General features: G+C 62.8%; 14 protein-coding genes. 12 read left to right on the top strand and 2 right to left on the bottom strand.

Annotation, left to right across the window (positions count from 1 at the left end):
- Positions 1-86: 86 nt before the first annotated feature.
- Genes LJ655_RS15335 through LJ655_RS15325 form a run of 3 tightly spaced genes read left to right on the top strand, consistent with a single transcriptional unit; the run spans position 87 to position 4,576 of the window.
- Complete coding sequence (locus LJ655_RS15335) at positions 87-1,967, top strand: feruloyl-CoA synthase (RefSeq protein WP_230562096.1); 1,881 nt, start codon at positions 87-89, stop codon at positions 1,965-1,967.
- 17 nt (positions 1,968-1,984) lie between these two features.
- Positions 1,985-3,769, top strand: a complete 1,785-nt coding sequence (locus LJ655_RS15330; RefSeq protein ID WP_230562095.1) for an acyl-CoA dehydrogenase family protein — start codon at positions 1,985-1,987, stop codon at positions 3,767-3,769.
- 54 nt (positions 3,770-3,823) lie between these two features.
- Positions 3,824-4,576, top strand: coding sequence for an SDR family NAD(P)-dependent oxidoreductase (locus LJ655_RS15325; protein ID WP_230562094.1), 753 nt, complete (start codon positions 3,824-3,826; stop codon positions 4,574-4,576).
- Positions 4,577-4,594: 18 nt separating this feature from the next.
- Here the strand turns inward: LJ655_RS15325 and ppk2 are convergent, their stop codons facing one another.
- Positions 4,595-5,410, bottom strand: coding sequence for a polyphosphate kinase 2 (ppk2, locus tag LJ655_RS15320; protein ID WP_230562093.1), 816 nt, complete (start codon positions 5,408-5,410; stop codon positions 4,595-4,597).
- A gap of 233 nt (positions 5,411-5,643) precedes the next feature.
- Here ppk2 and LJ655_RS15315 point away from each other — a divergent pair, with 233 nt between their 5' ends.
- The 7 genes from LJ655_RS15315 to clcA all read left to right on the top strand — a co-directional run bounded on the left by LJ655_RS15315 (position 5,644) and on the right by clcA (position 12,647).
- Positions 5,644-6,324, top strand: a complete 681-nt coding sequence (locus LJ655_RS15315; RefSeq protein WP_230562092.1) for a hypothetical protein — start codon at positions 5,644-5,646, stop codon at positions 6,322-6,324.
- Positions 6,325-6,639: 315 nt separating this feature from the next.
- Positions 6,640-7,227, top strand: a complete 588-nt coding sequence (locus tag LJ655_RS15310; protein ID WP_425605811.1) for a BPSL1445 family SYLF domain-containing lipoprotein — start codon at positions 6,640-6,642, stop codon at positions 7,225-7,227.
- 615 nt (positions 7,228-7,842) lie between these two features.
- A complete protein-coding gene (locus LJ655_RS15305; protein WP_230562091.1) occupies positions 7,843-9,435 on the top strand; it encodes a sensor histidine kinase in 1,593 nt (530 codons plus the stop codon).
- A gap of 5 nt (positions 9,436-9,440) precedes the next feature.
- The gene (locus LJ655_RS15300) at positions 9,441-10,064 is read left to right on the top strand and encodes a response regulator transcription factor (protein ID WP_230562090.1); all 624 of its coding nucleotides are present in this window, start codon (positions 9,441-9,443) and stop codon (positions 10,062-10,064) included.
- Between the two features lie 162 nt (positions 10,065-10,226).
- Positions 10,227-10,613: a response regulator transcription factor gene (locus LJ655_RS15295; protein WP_230562089.1), complete on the top strand. Its 387-nt coding sequence runs from the start codon at positions 10,227-10,229 to the stop codon at positions 10,611-10,613.
- Between the two features lie 183 nt (positions 10,614-10,796).
- Positions 10,797-11,189, top strand: coding sequence for a hypothetical protein (locus LJ655_RS15290; RefSeq protein WP_230562088.1), 393 nt, complete (start codon positions 10,797-10,799; stop codon positions 11,187-11,189).
- Positions 11,190-11,327: 138 nt separating this feature from the next.
- Positions 11,328-12,647 carry a H(+)/Cl(-) exchange transporter ClcA gene (gene clcA, locus LJ655_RS15285; RefSeq protein ID WP_230562087.1) on the top strand — a complete coding sequence of 440 codons (1,320 nt, stop codon included), beginning with the start codon at positions 11,328-11,330 and terminating at the stop codon, positions 12,645-12,647.
- Between the two features lie 134 nt (positions 12,648-12,781).
- On the opposite strand, the gene LJ655_RS15280 is transcribed toward clcA, so the two are convergent.
- Positions 12,782-13,468, bottom strand: coding sequence for a DUF3313 domain-containing protein (locus LJ655_RS15280; RefSeq protein ID WP_230562086.1), 687 nt, complete (start codon positions 13,466-13,468; stop codon positions 12,782-12,784).
- A gap of 530 nt (positions 13,469-13,998) precedes the next feature.
- Between LJ655_RS15280 and LJ655_RS15275 the strand changes: the two genes are divergently transcribed.
- Together LJ655_RS15275 and LJ655_RS15270 are read left to right on the top strand one after the other, a co-directional pair.
- A complete protein-coding gene (locus LJ655_RS15275) occupies positions 13,999-14,385 on the top strand; it encodes a response regulator transcription factor (protein WP_230562085.1) in 387 nt (128 codons plus the stop codon).
- A gap of 639 nt (positions 14,386-15,024) precedes the next feature.
- Positions 15,025-16,218: an efflux RND transporter periplasmic adaptor subunit gene (locus tag LJ655_RS15270; protein ID WP_230562239.1), complete on the top strand. Its 1,194-nt coding sequence runs from the start codon at positions 15,025-15,027 to the stop codon at positions 16,216-16,218.
- The last annotated feature ends 4 nt before the right edge of the window (positions 16,219-16,222 follow it).

Here is a 16,222-nt window from a genome sequence, read left to right as displayed (position 1 = left end):
GCCACCCCATCCTTGCATAAAAAAAGCGATGCCGTTTCTCCCTGCTGCGCCGGAGCGGGAGAAACGGAACATTCAGGAGACAGGTTTTGGAATCGGAGCACAGCCACGTAAACGCCTTGGCGGCCGGATACCGGAGCGTTGCCATCGGAGCGCCTTCAACGCGGATCGAGAAGCGCGGCGACTGCTGGTACCTCGAGACACTCGAGCCTCTGGGACCGTTTCCGGAGCGCTTGACCGACCGCTTGCTGAGCGGCGCACGCGCGCATCCCGATCGGCTGCTCGTCGCGCGACGCGACGCGAGCGGCGCGTGGCAGGGCATCACCTATGCGCAGATGCTCGAGCGCGCGCGTGCGATCGGCCAGGCGCTGCTCGACCGCGGCCTCAGCGCGGAGCGCCCGTTGGTGATCCTGTCGGGTAACAGCGTCGAACACTTGCAGCTCGCGCTCGGCGCGATGTGGGCAGGTATCGCTTATGCGCCGGTGTCGCCAGCCTATTCGTTGATGTCGGGCGACTACGGCAAGCTGCGCCATGTCGTCGATCTGCTCAAACCCGGTCTGGTCTTCGCGGACGATATCGGCGCATATACAGCCGCGCTCGATGCCGCGCTGGCAAGCGACGTCGAACGGGTCAGCGCGCTACCGGCGCCGGACACGTCCAAGGTGACGCGGTTCGACGCACTGCTCGACACGGCGCCGCGCGACGTCGATGCGGCCAATGCGCGCGTGAACGGCGACACGATTGCGAAATTCCTGTTCACGTCCGGTTCGACGAATCTGCCGAAAGCCGTGCCGACGACGCATCGCATGCTGTGCGCAAACCAGCAGATGCTGCTCGAAACCTTTCCGCAGTTCGGCATCGAGCCGCCGGTCCTCGTCGACTGGTTGCCGTGGAATCACACGTTCGGCGGCAGCCACAACGTCGGCATCGTGCTGTACAACGGCGGCACGCTCTATATCGACGACGGCAAGCCGGTGGCCGGCAAATTCGACGAGACGCTGCGTAATCTGCGCGAAATCGCGCCGACCATTTACTTCAACGTGCCGAAGGGTTGGGAAGAACTGACCATCGGCCTGGAAAAAGATGCGGCGCTGCGCGAACGGTTTTTTTCGCGCGTGAAAATGTATTTCTTCGCGGGAGCCGGTCTTTCGCAGGCAGCGTGGGAACGTCTCGAGCGCGTCACGCTCGAGCATTGCGGGGAACGCATCCGCATCATGGCAGGGCTCGGCATGACCGAGACCGCGCCGTCCTGTCTGTTCACGACAGGACCGGTGTCGTGCGCCGGCTATATCGGCTTGCCGCCGCCGGGATGCCAGGCCAAGGTCGCGCCCGTCGACGGCAAATTCGAAGCGCGCTTTCGCGGCCCTCACGTGATGAGCGGTTACTGGCGCGCGTCGCCGGCGCTGCAGGGCGCCGTGTTCGACGAAGAAGGCTACTACCGCACCGGCGACGCGGTGCGTTTCGTCGACCCGGAACGTCCCGAACTGGGTCTGATGTTCGACGGCCGCATCGCGGAAGACTTCAAGCTCGCCTCGGGAACGTTCGTGAGCGTCGGGCCGATGCGCGCGCGCATCATCAGCGAAGGCGCGCCCTACGTTCAGGATGCCGTCATCACGGGGATGAATCGTGACGAAGTGGGCGTGATGATTTTCCCGCGGCTCGACGCGTGCCGGTCGCTGGCAGGTTCGCCCGCGGATGCCCGCGTCGAGGACGTGCTCAATGCAACCGCCGTACGCGGATTTTTCAGCGAACTCATTGCGCGGCTGAATCGGGACGCAAAGGGAAGTGCTTCGTTCATCGCCCGCATGCATCTGCTGAGCGCGCCACCATCGCTCGATCTCGGCGAAATTACCGACAAAGGGTCCATCAATCAGCGCGCCGTGCTCCAACACCGGGCCGCACTCGTGGACGCGCTGCACGCGGCCGGCGCCGCCGACGCGACAGTGATTCATGCGCGCAAAACCAGTTAGGCCGGGAACAGGAATAAATGACGTTGATTTACAAGGCACCGCTGCGCGACATGCGCTTCGTAATGGACGAGTGGCTCGATGCCGCTGCGTGGTGGCGCGAGGTGCCCGACTGGCAAGACCTTGACTCGCCCACGGCGCAGCAGGTGCTGGAGGAGGCGGCGCGTTTCGTGGAAGAGCGAATCGCTCCGCTCAACGCGAGCGCCGATCTCGAGGGATGTCATTTCGAGGCGGGCACGGTGACGACGCCCGCCGGTTTTCGCGAGTCATACGCGGAGTTCGTCGCAGCGGGCTGGCCGACCTTGTCGCTCGATCCCGAGCATGGCGGACAGGGCCTGCCGCAGCTTCTCGACGTTGCGCTTCAGGAAATGCTGGCGGGCGCCAACCACGCGTGGTTGATGTCGCCGGGGCTGACGCATGGCGCGACTGCCTGCCTGCAAACCTATGGCAGCGAGCGCGTGAAAAGAGAGTTGCTGCCGAAAGTCGCGAGCGGCGAGTGGCTGTCGACGATGTGTCTGACCGAGCCCCAGGCCGGTAGCGATGTCGGCCTGATCCGCTCGCGTGCGACAGAAGCGCCCGGCACCGACGGATATTTCATCGACGGCAGCAAGATCTTCATCAGCGGCGGCGCGCACGATCTGACGGAGAACATCGTTCATCTGGTGCTCGCCCGGTTGCCCGATGCGCCGCCCGGCACGAAAGGCCTGTCGCTTTTCGTCGTGCCGGAATGGCTCGACGGCAGCGACGCCGGGCGCTCGCGCAACGGGGTCTATTGCGAAGGCATCGAGAAGAAAATGGGCCTGAAAGGGAGCCCGACCTGCACGATGCGTTTCGAGCGCGCATTCGGTTGGCTCGTCGGTGAGCCGCATCGCGGCCTCACCTGCCTGTTCGTCATGATGAATGCGGCGCGCCTGCAGGTCGCGATGCAAGGCTTGGGGCATGCGCAAAGCGCGTGGCAACGCGCGCATGCTTATGCGCAGGAACGCAGGCAGATGCGCGCGCTCAGCGTGCCGCCCGGAGCGACAGTCGCGCCGGGGCAGACTTCGCCGATTGCGTTTCATCCGGCGATGCGGCGGATTCTGATGGAGTTGCGCGCGGTCGCCGAAGGCGAGCGCGCGATCGGTTACTGGACCGCGCATTGGCTCGACATCGCCGCACGCCATGCCGACGCCGCGGAGCGCGAAAACGCGGCGCAGCTCGCATCGCTGCTCACACCGATCGTGAAAGCGTTCTTTACGGCGAATGGTTTCGCTGCTGCATCGAACGCGTTGCAGGTATTCGGCGGTTATGGATACATCCACGAGTACGGCATTGAACAGACGTTGCGCGATAGCCGTGTGTCGATGTTGTACGAAGGCACCAACGAGATCCAGGCGATCGACCTGCTGGTTCGGAAGGTGCTGCCGGACGGCGCGCGGGCTCTCGATTTACTGCTTCGCCACATGCGCGCGGAAGCTGGGTTGTGCCGGGAGTCCGATCCGCTGGTTCGTTGCGCCGGCGTGAAGCTCGACGAGCTCGCGCAGACGGTCGAGCGCACGACACAGGCGCTCAAGGCGCGCCAGGCGCAAGACCCGGAGACGGCATACCGGGTCGCGGACGACTATCTCGCGATGCTTGGCTGGATGCTGCTGGCGTTCGCGTGGGCACGCACGCTGCGCATCGCGACGCCGCAACGCGATACCGACGCGTTCTATGCGGAGAAGCAGGAGACGGGACGCTTCTTCTTCGACTATCCGCTGGCGGCTTTTGCCTATCGCCGAAGCCTCGTGGAAGCCGGTTGCGAGGCGGCGCTGCCGTTCGTCTGAAACCTCGCGCCGTTTCGCCTATAGTGTTTCGGCAACGAGGCGAAGGGGAGTGCCATGACTGAAGCTGCCGGAAATGCGACGAACGCGCGCGTCGCGTGGATTGCAGGGGTGGGTGCGAGTGCCGGATTAGGAGCGGCGCTCGCGCGCCGTTTTGCCCGCGAGGGTCTGCGCGTCGCCGTGACCGGGCGTTCGCGCGATCGGCTCGACACGATCGTCGACGAAATCGAGCGTGCCGGAGGGCTGGCGGTTGCGTTGCCCGGCGACGTCACGAGCGAGAGCGAACTCGCCGCCATTGCGCGCCAGCTGTCCGGCTACGGCACGCTCGAAGTGGCGATCTTCAACGCCGCCGGCGCAACGCGTGGACCGACGCTCGAACTGAGCACCGAGCAGTTCGAGACGGCATGGCGCGTCACGACGCTCGGCGGTTTCCTGTTCGCGCGAGCGTCGTTACCATCGCTGCTGGCGGCCGGACGCGGCTCGCTGCTGTTTACGGGCGCCACGGCCTCGCTGCGCGGCCGGCCTCCATTTGCGGCATTCGCTGCCGCGAAAGCAGGCTTGCGCTCGCTCGCGCAGACGCTCGCGCGCGAGTTCGGGCCGCGCAATATTCATGTCGCGCATGTGGTGGTGGATGGCGGCATCGACGGCGAGCGTTTGCGTACGTCCGCGCCGCAGTACGTGGCCGAACGCGGCCCGGACGGCCTGCTGAACCCTGAGGACATCGCCGACGCGTACTGGCACCTGCATCAGCAGGGACGCAGTGCATGGTCGCAGGAAATCGATCTGCGGCCGTTCAACGAGTCGTTCTAGTGAACAAGGCCGCGCCGGTCAATACCTCTCGGCCACGTATTTGTACGGGCGGTCCGGTTCCTTGTAGCCGTCCGGCTTTTGCCGCTTCGGCAGCGTAATTTTCTTGCGCGCAGGCTGCTTGTACGGAATTCTCTGCAGCACGTCGCTAATGATGTTCAGCCGCGCTCGCCGCTTGTCGTTTGAATTCGCTATGTACCACGAAGCATAATCTGTGTCCGAGGCGGCGAGCATCTCGTCACGGGCCCGCGAGTAGTCATACCAACGGCTATAGGATTTCAGATCCATCTCGGTCAGTTTCCAGGTCTTGCGACCGTCGTTGATGCGCGCCTCGAGGCGGCGGGTCTGTTCCTCGGGGCTGACTTCCAGCCAATATTTGAGCAGGATGACCCCGGAGTGGACGATCGCCCGCTCGACGAGCGGCACCGCCTTGAAGAAGCTCTGCACGTCCTCTTCGGAGCAGAAGCCCATCACGCGCTCCACACCCGCGCGGTTATACCAGCTGCGGTCGAAAATCACGATTTCGCCTGCGGCGGGCAAGTGCGGCACGTAACGCTGCAGATACATCTGGCTCTTTTCGCGTTCGCTCGGCGCAGGCAAAGCGACCACGCGGAACACGCGTGGACTGACGCGCTCGGTCAGCGCCTTGATCGTGCCGCCTTTGCCTGCGCCGTCGCGTCCCTCGAAGACGATGCAGATCTTGCTGCCCGTTTGCACGACCCATTCCTGCAGCTTGACGAGCTCGACGTGCAGATCGAAAAGCGCCTTGCGATAGGCCTTGTACGACAGCGTCCGCTCTTGCTCGGGCGGTTCGTTTTCCGACTTTGCTTTGGCCATATTCGTCTCTCCGGCGCGTGCCTATGCAGGCTATTTCGCAATGATCCATTTCCAAGGTAAGGCGGTGCGCGAAACAGGGCCATACGACCTTGGTCCAATATCGTCGGCGCACGGCGCGCTGTAGGCTGTGGGCGTCTGCTCGCGCGTGTCCGGTCCGGCTGGCGCCGCCGCGCCTGATTGGCATGCCAGCGAAGCGCGCGGGTTCGATGAACGCCATCGCCACGGGAGGCCTCATGAGCGCCACCGATCTGACGGATCAGCAAAGCGTCGGCGACAGGGAGCCGGTTCTCGATGTCGTCGATCGCGTGTGCGAGTTGTGTTTCGGCCTCTTCATGGCGCTCACGTTCGTCGGTGCCGTATCTGCCGTGGGCGCGGGTGCGGACGCGCCGCGCAAGATGTTCTTCACGGCGCTCGGCTGCAATCTTGCGTGGGGTCTCGCGGACGCGGTCATGTACCTCGTGCGTACGCTGGTGGCTCGCGGCAGGCGAGTGACGCTTGCGCATGCCGTGCGCAGCGAGCCGGATGCGGCCGCGGGCGTTCAGACGCTTCGCGATGCGATGGCGGAATGGCTCAAACCGTTGATCGGCGATACGGAGCTCGAGTCCATTCGCAGGCGAGTCGCCGCGCGGTCCGACGTGCCGCGGCGCGCGGTGTTTGTGCGCGACGACTTCGTCGGCGCGGCGGGGATCTTTCTCCTAGTGGTCTGCGCCACGTTCCCGGTTGCGCTGCCATTCCTGCTGATCGCGAACGTCGCGACGGCGCTGATCGTCTCCCGTGTATTGACGGTCGCGATGTTATTCGGCAGCGGCATCGCGCTGGGTCACTACGCCGGATTCGGCGGCTGGCAAGCCGGCCTTGCGATGGCGGCGCTCGGCATCCTGCTGACGATCGCCATCATCGCGCTCGGCGGATGATCGATGCCGGCGAGGCCAGGCCGCGTTGCCGACAACGCGTTTCGCGCATCGGCATCCCGCTGGCTGTAAGACCAAGGTCCGATTCCGCAACCGTTCCAGCGTGACATCATGTATTTGCAAGCGTTGCGATCGTCGCTCCAGTGGTTGTCGGGCCGCCGCTTGCAAGGCTTGCGACGTGCGGCCGAAAGACCGGCGCGCGGCGAAGGCATTGACGGTTCCCTGCGCGGCCATGCCGCTTCGCGGCAGAGAAAGAAGATCGAGGCTTCCAGACGCCAGGACTGGCGAATCGGATCGTAACCAGAACGGAGGTCGATAGTGAACAGACGGAACTTTGTGCACACGCTCGCGCTTTCAACCATGGCCGCGAGTCTGGCCTTGGCGGGTTGCACGACGACGGGAAGCAGCGGTGAGAGTCCCGCTACCGACGCCGCCAAACGGCAGGAGATCGACGCGGCCGTCGACGGTACGCTGTCGAAACTGTTCAGTACGGTGCAAGGCTCGCACGAACTCGTATCGAAGGCGCAGGGCGTACTGGTGTTCCCTTCGGTGAAGAAGGCGGCGTTCATCGTGGGTGGCTCGTACGGTGAAGGCGCATTGCGAGTCGGTGGAAAAACGGTTGGCTATTACAGCACCGCCGCGGCTTCGGTTGGATTGCAGGCCGGCGCGCAGTCGACCGCCGTGATCTTCCTGTTCATGACGGCGGATTCGCTTGCGAAATTCCGCAATGCGTCGGGCTGGGCCGTGGGCGCCGATGCCTCGGTTTCGCTCGTGAAAGTCGGGGCTACTGGCACGATCGATACCACAACGGCGACCAACGATGTCCTCGCGATCGTTTTGACCAATACGGGCCTGATGGCCGACCTGTCGCTGGCGGGCACCAAGGTCACGCGGATGAACCTGTAGCAGGGCGCGCAAAAAGCGGCATTGAGTCGTCACCGTGCCGTCACACAGCGGCACGAAGCGGTGCATCGTCGCTCTTTGCAGCGTGCTTGCGCATCCGTATTGAGCGCGACTGTTCCATCGCGTGAAATCGCGGCTTCGTTACAGCGATGCCGCGCGACACGTTTCGTATGCCCCACCCACGGCGATTCCGTCGTCGGTCCCATCGACTGTCTCCACGAAACGCAGCGGGCCATCTGCGGGCGCTCTCGCCGTTGCACCGCGTTATCCGATACGCCTGGCATAAATCTTCATTTGTAGTCGGATATCTGATAATGATTCGAACTGAAATAACGGGCGCTATAATACGCCGGCTGCGGATAAATAAAATTATTCGGCGGGAAACAAGCGCAATCAGCGAATTAGTGTTTTTGTCATATTCTCTGTTATTGTGATTGGCGAAGCCTAAAAGCCGTGCGCACCCCTTTGAAAGCGCTTCCAGCCTGCGTCCCAGCACATTTGTCAACGTCTTCGTCCCGCCAGTGGGCCGACAACGAATGCCGTTTGCGCAGAAATAATTAATCGCCTAACAAATCCTGTCGTCAATTGGCGAGCAATGGCGGACAATGCATAAACCTATTGGGTATTTTCCCGGGTAAGCGGCACAAACACGGTAACCGGCCGGTAATTCGTTACAAATGGCCTATACTAAATTCCAGCCACCAGATGTACAAAGTACCGATCATGAGAATCCGTTTCCACTGGGACCCGGAGGTGCCAATGATTAACCTGATCATGCACGGCAGACACTTGGCGATTGGGGTAGCGGAAATTTTCACGGCGCTGTACGCGCAGCCGCGCGACACGCTGCAAACACGCGATTCACATGCCGACACCGCATTCACCGGCGCTCCTCAACTATCCGGCCACGACAGTTCCGCACAGTCGTCATCCAGGCATCACCGGTTTCAGCACCTTCGCAGCATCCCTGGCACGTCGAGCCGGCAGAGGAGTCGTGATGCCCACGAGCCGCGGCCATCAGTGCCCACATGGAGGCGTTGTGTAGTCACGTGCGCAGCGTGGCTGCGAGGCGATCACGATCGCAGCGCGCGTCGCATGCTCGACGCGAGAACACCGTTGCGGGAGACGCTCGAAATGTTGCCTGTGCCGATCGTCACGGTCGATCAGCGGGACCAGATCATCTTCGCTAACGAGCGCGCGGCTCAACTGTTCGGCTATACGAGGGAAGAACTGGTCGGCGCGCCGTCCGCGAGGCTGTTTCCGAGCGGTGGTCTAAACACCGATCGTCCAGAACCGGGCGATCATGGCATGAAAATAAAAGTCCCCGGCGATTCGACCACGCAGATTCTGATGGCGCGCCGGAGCGACGGCGGCGGCTTTCGCGCGCAGGCTGAAACCACGCGGTGCCGCGTGCACGATCAGGAATTGCGAGTCACTGCGATATCGGATTGCAGTGCCCGCGGCGAAGTCGATGGAACTACCAAAGAACTCGCGCATCTCTCCCGGGTTTCTTCGTTGGGCGAACTGGCCGGATCGCTCGCGCACGAGCTGAAGCAGCCGCTTACCGCGATCCTGTTCAACGCACAGGCCGCGCGCAAATTCATTGATGCGGAGACGACGAACGTCGTGGAGCTGCGCGCAGCGCTCGAAGATATCGTTGCCGACAATTGCCGAGCCAACGATGTGCTGCAGAGAATCCGCGCCCTGGTGCGCAAAGGCGATGTCGAATTGCAGTTGCTGGACCTCGGCAACGTCGTGCGGGACGTCGAGATTCTCGTGCACAGCGACGCGTTGACGCGTGGCGTGAGTACGAGCTTCGACATCCCCGAGAATCTGGCTTTGATTTGCGGCGACAGGGTGCAGCTTCAGCAGGTGATCTTGAACTTGCTGCTCAACGCTTTCGACGCGGTCAAGGATTGTCCTGCAGCGGACCGTGTCGTCGAAACGATGGTGCGCGAGGAACCGGGCGGACTGATACGGATAACGGTCAAGGATCGCGGGCAGGGCCTCGCCGTCGACAGCATGGAGCGAATTTTCCGGCCGTTTTTCACCACCAAGCCGCAAGGACTCGGCTTGGGCCTCTCCATCAGCCGCACGTTCGTCACCGCGCACCGCGGCCAGTTGTGGGCGGAAAACAATGAGGGCAAAGGGGCATCCTTTCACGTTGCGCTGCCGGTGGCGACCGATATCCGACAGGGACGGGCGCCCTGATCATCATGAACCAGACCGCCACTCGCGTATTCATCGTCGACGACGAGGACAGCGTGCGCAACGCGCTTGCCCGATTGCTGCGCGCCTCGGGCTACCAGGTTGAATGCTTCGACAGTGCCGAAGCCTTTCTCGAACGGGCCGATCTGACGAGTATGCCGGCCTGCCTCGTTCTCGATCTGCAGATGCCGGGGATGACCGGACTCGACGTGCAGCGCAAGCTCGATCAGCTTGTGCCGATCGTATTTCTGACCGGGCATGGCGACATCAGCTCGAGCGTCGATGCGATGAAGGGCGGAGCGGTGGACTTTTTGCCCAAGCCGGTGCGCGACTCACTGTTGATCGCCGCGGTGGATAGCGCGCTCGCGCGCGCGTGCGTCGAGAGCAGGCAGCGCCACGAACGCGAGGAAATCGAAGAGCGCATGCGGCATCTGACACGCCGCGAGCGTGAAGTCATGGAACTCGTCGTGACCGGCCGTCTGAACAAACAGGTGGCGAGCGATCTGGGTGCGGCCGAAAAGACCATTAAGATTCATCGGGCCCGCGTGATGGAGAAGATGAAGGCCCGCTCGATCGTCGAACTCGTTCGATTGGTGCAAAAGGCCGGCGTTTGCACTGCCGACGAAGAGTGATCGCCCGACTCAGGCACCCATTCCCGCGTTGTCTCGCCGCTCTTGCGGGCGGTGGCCGATGCCGCTAGTGGACCAAAGTCTTATAGATCGTTTGGCTTTCGACCACTACGCTAAGGCATCAGTGGTCTACTTTCCGGAGCGGCTGCGCGCTCGCGGCGTCATATGGTCAACCCTAACCAATTCGTTGCGGTGGTCGACGATGACGACTCGGTGTGCCGAGCCATCAAGCGTTTGCTGCAGTCCGAAGGTATCAGGGCAGAGACGTTTTACAGCGGCGACGAATTTTTGAATGCGCTTGCGGCGATTCCCTCGTACCGGCCTGCCTGTGTGATTCTGGACGTGCAGATGCCGGGCAGCAACGGTCTGGAAGTCCAGCGCCAGCTCGCGCAAATGGGCGTGCCCGTCATCGTGATCACCGCCTACGATGACCTCTCCGTGCGCCAAACCGCGCTTGCGGCGGGCGCGGCCGCGTATCTGCGCAAGCCCTTCACCAGCGCGATCCTGTTCAAGGCGGTCGAGATGGCCCTCGGCGGTCCGCCGACGCCCTGAAGGCGCGCATTCTAGCCGGATGATATGAGACCAAGGTCCGATTGCCGCCGTTTCCGCGGACCGCCAAACTGAACTGAGCCAACGGGTCGAACCGAACTGCTTGCGGCAGATGCCTGCCTTTGCGCGCGCCATTCGCTGCGCGCAGGGCGTCGGCGTTCAAGGAAAGAAGGGGGAGCGCACGTGATGAAATCAAGCCCGCTTTGTCTCGCGATTCTTCTCGGCACCGTAGCGTTGCAGGCCGGCGCGGCGGACTTCGACGGCAGCAAGCGGCTGATCTGCGCGACCGTCGACGCGCACGCCTGCGATCCGGGCATCGCCTGCACGCGCTCGTTGCCCGCGGATCTCGGCCTGCCGAAATTCCTGACTCTCGATTTCGACAAACGCGTCGTCATTGGTCCGGCGCGCACGACGCCGATGGTTTCGGTCAACAAGGAACCGAATCAAATCCTCGTCCTCGGCACGGAGATGGGCTTTGGCTGGACGCTGATAGTCGATTCCGTAGACGGCGAGATGACGTTGACGATCGCGAACAGAGACGACGCCTTCGTGCTGTTCGGCAATTGCACGCCCTTGTGAGGCCGTGCAAATCGAGGCTGTGTTTGCTGAGCTGACTAGCCTCGTTATGCATTGGGCGCCGGCGTCTGAATTTCCCATCGCCGCCATCGATCACTCCACGAGTTCCCGCGCGGATTTGCTAGCGGACGTGAACCTACCATGAACGATGTCGAGACCGCGGAGCCGCAGAGCGGGCTCGTCATGCTGGCCATCTGCGCCGTCGTTGCGGGAACTGTCGGCGGGGTCATAGGGGTGCTTTTCCGGTTCACGCTGGAAAGCGCGGATCGACTGCGCAATGCGTTCGTTGGCTGGGCGCACTCGGAGCACGTTTTAGGCTTCGTGCTGGTGCTGCTTGCTACGTCGGCCGCGACCGCGCTCGCGGCACGTCTCGTGAGGCGGCGTTCCCCTCACGCGGTCGGCAGTGGTATCCCGCACGTCGAGGCGGTTCTTAAGGGCGAATCGGCGCCCGCGTCTGCGGCGCTCATCCCTGTCAAATTCATCGGCGGCGTTCTCGCCATCGGCGCCGGTCTCGCGCTCGGGCGTGAAGGCCCAAGCGTGCAGATATCCGCCACGATCGCGAACGAGCTTGGCAGGCTCTTTCGCCGAAGTGCAGACGACTGCCGCATTTTGATCGCCGCCGGCGCCGGAGCCGGACTCGCCACCGCTTTTAACGCCCCCATTGCAGGTGCGGTGTTCGTGCTCGAGGAACTGCTGCGCCGCTTTGAAATGCGCACGGCGGTTGCTGCGCTTGGCGCCTCAGCCGCGGCGATCGCCGTGGCGCGTGTGCTGCATGGCGATGCACCGGACTTCCAGTTCGGCGGCGCGCCGTTGCCCGGCTTCGGCACGGTGCCGGCGTATCTGGTGCTCGGAATCATCACGGGACTGCTCGGCACCGCTTACTGCCGCACGATATTGTGGACGCTTGCCGCTGCCGATCGGCTCTCGCGCAGGCCGTCGGAAGCGAGGGCCGCGCTGATCGGCGCGGTGGCGGGGCTGCTCGCCTGGTTTGCACCGGAGCTTGCAGGCGGAGGAGACCCGCTCACGCAGCGCGCTATCAGCGGCATCGGAGCGCTCTCTACCATCGCGCTGGCGTTTGTCATCCGCTTTGGATTCGGCGCGATCTCCTACGCAGCCGCTACGCCGGGAGGACTGTTTGCGCCAATGCTCGTGCTCGGCGCGCAAATCGGCCTCGTGTGCGGTCGCATCGCCTCTGTGCAGTTTCCGAATGTTCCGTCGGACCCGAGCGCGTTTGCGGTAGTTGGCATGGCTGCCTTCTTCACGGCCGTCGTGCGCGCCCCGCTTACGGGCATCGTCCTGGTTACCGAGATGACAGGAAACTACACGCTGTTGCTGCCGATGCTCACCGCAAGCTTCGCGGCGATGATCGTGCCGATAGCGCTGCGTTGTCCGCCGATCTACGATTCGCTGAGCGAGCGGCTTCCGCATGAGCGCTCGCGCGCCGCGAAACCCGTGACTTGACATCGGAGACGACGTGTCGAACGGAGTTGCCGGCGTCCTGGCGCCCGGTGGGGATTGAGGCTTCGGGACATCCGGTTCAATCCCGCACTCAGCGACATGTGTTCAGACAGCGGCACACCGTAAGCAATGGCGAATTACGAGGCCGGCGCGCCTGACTTTAATTGGGTCAGGCGTGTTGCCGCCAGTTGCGCCCAATAGTCCATCGCCTTTTCTGCGTCGTCCCATACCCCGCCGCCCACATCCTTGAGGCTCATTCCGCCGGAGCGCCCGTCCACCCCTTCGATGAGAATCTGCCCGGTCCCGCCGTCCGTCACCTCGCCTTCGCTCTGCGCCGAACCGACGAAGGCATAGCTGTCCGTAGCGAGGCTCTGCGCCGAATCGAGCAAGCGGGCCTGAGGGACGATCAGCGAGATCGTGCGCAATCCCGGGGTCGAGCTCGTAACGTTGGTCAGTGCGGCGCGGACGACCAAAACGTGCGGGCCTTGTTGTTCGACGATCGGCAGCACTTTGGATAAGTGCGTCCTCAAGGCGTTGTAGTAATAGCTCGCCAATATCTGCTGCTCCTTCGCGTCGACCTTTGCGTTGGCATCGCTAATGAACACCACCGGTTCGAGGAAGATTCCCGTGTAGGAACTCCAATCTACACCGGGCTTGACGTAGCGAAGCCGCGCCTCGCCTTCCTTGCCAGGTTTCAGCAGGGAAGGATCGGTCAGAAAGCCTGATCTGGTTGCCTTATCGACATCGGAAAGCGATTGCTCGCTTGTGGTGGCGCAGGCGACCAACCCGGTCACCGCCAGCAGCAGACATATGCGCTTCAACATAGCCTTACCCTCCGTTCTGCCCGCCGGCGCGGACGACATAGAGCGGTCACTCACCGCTGAACAAATGGAAGAGACATACGCTCCACGCTCGCACACGGACGCATGACCTTCGGCGTACGGGCGCTTCGGGTAGCTTGGGCCGTTCACAAACGTAAGCAGCTCGAAACTATTGCCCGGGTATCAAGATCGATATCCTGTGCTCATTCGTATGCCCTTTGCACGGGACAACAGACGTACTTTGCTGACGTCAATATTGTGAGCTACGGTCCACTCGGAAGGCTATTGGACTTTGGTCTTATTCTCGCCCTTTATACTTCCACGGGGTCCACGCGGGCTGGCCGCAACCATGCTGGCTCTGGAAACCCGTGACTGTGACGTCCTCTCCGAAGTAGCCGCCATCGGCGCGCCAGTGCCCGCGCGTTTGCGCCCACGGTGGACCAAAGTCCTATAGGTGTTTGACCGCACGCCGAGTAGCCTGAAGCTGCGGGACTGGCGCTTCGCGTACACCCGCCGGTTCCGGACTTCTGACAATGAGCGATTCCAATCCCAGCGTGGCGGTGATCGACGATGATATGTCGGTGGGCCGGGCGGTCAAGCGCCTCCTGCAGTCGGTCAGCATTGGCGCCGACACCTACCCGAGCGGCGACGAGTTCCTCGACACGCTCGCGGCGATTCCGCGGTACCGGCCGGGCTGCGTGATTCTCGACATCCAGATGCCTGGCACGAACGGCCTCGAGGTGCAGCGTCGCCTGTCCGGCAGTGGCATTCCCGTGATCCTCACCACTGCCTACGATGACGCGGGCGTGCGTTCGCAGGGGCTCGCATTGGGGGCGTTTGGGAATCTGTGCAAGCCGTTCAACGCCGCGATCCTGATCCAGGCCGTACAGGCCGCGCTCGGGATCGCGCCGGCGCCGTAAAGCTCTTGGCCGCGACTGCTGCCTGCACCATCCAGCAGTCTTCGTTTCCACTCACGACGACGCCGACACTCGTCAGAAGGCGCTGACGTCGTGCGCGGTTTGCTTTCGGTGCCAAGCCCTCCGTCGATTTGGTCAGGTGGGACGCCCGATCGGTAAATGCCGGGAGGTGTGTGCATGAATATGGGACCAAAGTCCGATTGTGTATTCCCTGCGCGGAAACAACACTTGACGGGAAGTGGTCGCACGGCCCAGTAGCTCACTGATTGCGGCAAATGGGAGCCGGCGTCCCGTTCGAGTTTGTTCGCCCCTTCGCGCTCCTTCGGCGCCGAATGTTCCAGATGCGGGGCGAATACCGACGTGATAGCGGTGCAAAGGATTGTGACCGGCTGATCAGGATGTGGAAATGCGCGATATCACTACGAGGCCTCCTGAATGAAACCGGAATTCACCCCCGGTGGGTTGGCTGTGCAGCGGTGGACTCATTGCAAACGATGGCCGGCCAGCGGGCGCATGTCTTGTATGAATCCGGCTCACTGCGGGAGGTCCACCATGAGCGGCCCGTTCCCTTCTACGCATCGACTGTTCGCGGTATATGCGCGGTACCGGAGCGTCCTGCCACTGACGCTCATTGCTCTGACGATGGCACTTGGCGCGGGTTGCAAGAAGGCTTCGGGTCCTCCGGAGCTCGGCGCGCCGGAAGTTACGCTGATGACCGTCGTCGCGCGCAACACCCCTGTTGATATCGAGTTCACTGCGCAGACACAAAGTTCACGCGAAGTCGAGATTCGTGCGCGTGTCGATGGTTTCCTCGACAAGCGAACGTATACGGAAGGCAAGGAGGTGAAGACCGGGCAAGTCTTGTTCCTGATGGACCCGAAGCCATTCCAGGCGGCCCTGCTGACAGCGCGGGGCCAGCTTGCGCAGCAACAGGCGCGGCTCGTTGTCTCGCAGCAGAACCTCGCGCGGGTCAGGCCGCTTGCCGCGCAGCAAGCGCTGAGCCAGAAGGACCTCGACGATGCGATCGGCAATGAGAAGCAAGCCCAGGCTGCGGTAATTGCGGCGGACGGGGCGGTCGAGACGGCGGAACTCAACCTCGGCTACACGACGATCAAGTCGCCGCTAAACGGTCTGGCGAGCTATGCGCGGCAGCAGGACGGAAGTTATCTGATTGCGAACACATCGGGGCTCCTCACGTATGTATATCAACTTGATCCGATGTGGGTAAATTTCAGCATTTCTCAAAATGAAATGCTCCACTTTCAGGAGCAGATTTCGGCCGGCAAGCTGATCTTTCCGCCAAACAGCGAGTTTGTCGTGTCGGTCATACTTGCGGACGGTACGGAATTTCCGCAGCACGGCACCATCAGTTTTGCGAATCCCGCCTTTAGTACCGAGACCGGTACGTTCCTCGTCCGAGCGGTCCTCGCCAATCCCAAGGGCACGCTGCGTCCGGGACAGTTCGTGCGTGCACGGGTGTCGGGGGCAGTGCGGCCGAATGCGATCCTCGTGCCGCAGCGCGCGGTGTTGCAGGGCGCGAGGAGTCACTTCGTGTGGGTCGTCGATCAGGAGTCGAAGGCGAAGCAGCGCGTTGTCGAGGTTGGCGACTGGAACGGAGACAACTGGTTCATCGACGATGGCCTGAAGGCAGGAGAACGCATTGTCGTGGATGGTGCCATTCGCGTCGCGCCCGATGTTGCACTCAAAGTCGTGGGTACGCTGGCGTCGACGGAAACCGGCGGCAAGACGATCGTCGAGAAGGGAGCGTCGGAGCCGGAGGCACCAGCAGCGATGAAGCCGGCCGCGCCGGGCGCTGCGAGCGGTGCGTCTCAATAGGGAG

The organism is Paraburkholderia translucens, from assembly GCF_020881035.1.
GTDB classification, from domain to species: Bacteria; Pseudomonadota; Gammaproteobacteria; order Burkholderiales; family Burkholderiaceae; genus Paraburkholderia; species Paraburkholderia translucens.
Note: the sequence above shows the minus strand (reverse complement) of the source record. Positions and strands in the feature narration are given on the sequence as shown.

What these genes read in the sequence shown, in the direction of transcription:
- ppk2 (WP_230562093.1), bottom strand. Translation starts at nt 5,410, where the DNA reads ATGGCCAAAGCAAAGTCGGAAAACGAACCGCCCGAGCAAGAGCGGACG.
- LJ655_RS15290 (WP_230562088.1), top strand. Translation starts at nt 10,797, where the DNA reads ATGAAATCAAGCCCGCTTTGTCTCGCGATTCTTCTCGGCACCGTAGCG.
- LJ655_RS15315 (WP_230562092.1), top strand. Translation starts at nt 5,644, where the DNA reads ATGAGCGCCACCGATCTGACGGATCAGCAAAGCGTCGGCGACAGGGAG.
- LJ655_RS15325 (WP_230562094.1), top strand. Translation starts at nt 3,824, where the DNA reads ATGACTGAAGCTGCCGGAAATGCGACGAACGCGCGCGTCGCGTGGATT.
- LJ655_RS15300 (WP_230562090.1), top strand. Translation starts at nt 9,441, where the DNA reads ATGAACCAGACCGCCACTCGCGTATTCATCGTCGACGACGAGGACAGC.
- LJ655_RS15330 (WP_230562095.1), top strand. Translation starts at nt 1,985, where the DNA reads ATGACGTTGATTTACAAGGCACCGCTGCGCGACATGCGCTTCGTAATG.
- LJ655_RS15270 (WP_230562239.1), top strand. Translation starts at nt 15,025, where the DNA reads ATGGCACTTGGCGCGGGTTGCAAGAAGGCTTCGGGTCCTCCGGAGCTC.
- LJ655_RS15275 (WP_230562085.1), top strand. Translation starts at nt 13,999, where the DNA reads ATGAGCGATTCCAATCCCAGCGTGGCGGTGATCGACGATGATATGTCG.
- LJ655_RS15280 (WP_230562086.1), bottom strand. Translation starts at nt 13,468, where the DNA reads ATGTTGAAGCGCATATGTCTGCTGCTGGCGGTGACCGGGTTGGTCGCC.
- LJ655_RS15295 (WP_230562089.1), top strand. Translation starts at nt 10,227, where the DNA reads ATGGTCAACCCTAACCAATTCGTTGCGGTGGTCGACGATGACGACTCG.
- clcA (WP_230562087.1), top strand. Translation starts at nt 11,328, where the DNA reads ATGAACGATGTCGAGACCGCGGAGCCGCAGAGCGGGCTCGTCATGCTG.